The organism is Methylocucumis oryzae, from assembly GCF_000963695.1.
Taxonomy (GTDB): Bacteria; Pseudomonadota; Gammaproteobacteria; order Methylococcales; family Methylomonadaceae; genus Methylovulum; species Methylovulum oryzae.
Genome location: NZ_LAJX01000269.1, coordinates 1 through 1,826, shown reverse-complemented (window position 1 = coordinate 1,826; position 1,826 = coordinate 1). Strand labels below are relative to the sequence as shown.

The following is a 1,826-nucleotide window of genomic DNA, read 5'->3' as shown; positions in this document are numbered from 1 at the left end:
CTGACCAGCAATGCATGTGGAATTTTTTTAATACCGATGAGCGAGAGATGGCGTATTTGCTAATGAAGCGGCAGAAACAACGATTATCGGCACGTGGTACGATAAACAGTGGTTATTAAAATTAGCCAAGTTCTCTGGCTTTAGCAGCGCTGAACTTATCAACCAACCCGATGAGTTTCCTTATGCGCATTACCGCTTTGATTTACTTTGCCGAATTTAGTGATTGCTAATATCTGGCTTATAGCCAAAACAATGCATCATTTGAGCACATATTTTTTCGACAACACGGATTTCGTCAGCGCTTAAATCATGTCGATAACGCCCTACCTGTGAGGTTTGTATGGGTTTGCCATATAAATCGCTACGTGATGGCGTGGTGTCTAAACCCGCATATTCTGAAACCCTGCCCCAAGGCTCCGCAGGATTAAATTGCAGTTGCAAGCCCGTTAACATAGAAAGCCGGTGTAAGGTTTGTTCAGACTTTAATACCATATCCTCGTAATAAATCACATGCAGTCGTTCAGGCAATTGTCCATTGTTAATTAGCTTTATGTGTTGCCGTAAATAATCCATATAGCGCTGAGCAAACTTGGCAATATCTCTATCTACCTTATCAGGGTCTCGGCCTTGATCAGCTAAACGACGGCGCTCTACCTCAATTTCTGACGCAACATAATCGCGCGGATCCCTAATCGTAACTAAAAACAAAGCTCGCTTAAACAGAGATAACAACTCCATTAACACTAAGGAAAACTCTGGGTTTTTTAAAATTAATACCCCACCCGGAGAGACTCTGGCAGACACCTCACGCACAAATCGATTTAACAGGTCTTGATAAAAACGAGCAAATTGCTTTTCTGAATCAAAAAAAGAACCGGCAATCATGGCAGCAAAATTCTTCCGCCCCCAACGGTAAGTTTCCACTATACGCGTCACAATTTGCGCTTCCGCCGCTAATGGATTCGTGCGAACATCAGAACTTAATATCGCTGCCAACAACGTAGTACCCGTTCTGCGCCCACCACAAATAATGATTTCTGTCGAAGTAATGCCTTTTAAAGGATTAAAAACTGTTGCAGAAGTTGGATAATTGGCTGCAATCTTATCGTGCAGCTCTTGTAAACAACGTCTAAACACCTGCCCTAGCGGGCTTAAATCTTGACGTTGAAATAACGCAGTTACCGTATCTACCGTCGCAAAATGCCGCTTATTGATTTCACCACTGGCTAAGTAATGAAAAATTTTAATATCTTCAGCGCTATTTCTACCCTTAGCATCCGGATTAATTTCCCGCATAAGGTGCTCAGGCAAATAAAGCGGATGATTGTAGTTAATCGACAAAGCTACACAAGGCATATCATAGCGAGCAAAGACTAAGGTGTTGGCAATTTGTGATTTAAAGATCGAGTCAAATACACGCTCTACATGCCTAATCTCAGTGACATAACTTTCAGCCATCTGCTTTAGCAAGTTACGCGGCATTAAAATCACGCCATAATTAAAATAGGCAGGACAAGTACGCTGCTTAGGGTTGTTGTCCATATAACCCCAAGCGCTATATTGCCAATTTAGCTCAGGCATTGGCAACCCTGCTGCTGCGAATATGCGTCCCCAACACTCTTCGCTAGATAGTTCTGCCATTTCAGCCTCACGAAAAGGTGTCATGTGCGCTATACAACCCAACACACATTGCTTCTCATACGCTTCAAGCACAATCTCATCAAAATCGCCAACAAACAACAAATCGGCATCCACTAAGCCAATAACATCGGCATCTGTATCGTGCCACAAACGTACATAACCTGTTGCGTCATAAGTATCTTTTC

1 protein-coding gene is annotated in these 1,826 nt (G+C 42.7%); it reads right to left on the bottom strand.

The features are described from left to right. Positions 1-216: 216 nt before the first annotated feature. Positions 217-1,826: sulfotransferase family protein (locus tag VZ94_RS19740; protein ID WP_045780538.1), on the bottom strand; the 1,610-nt coding region annotated here is incomplete at its 5' end.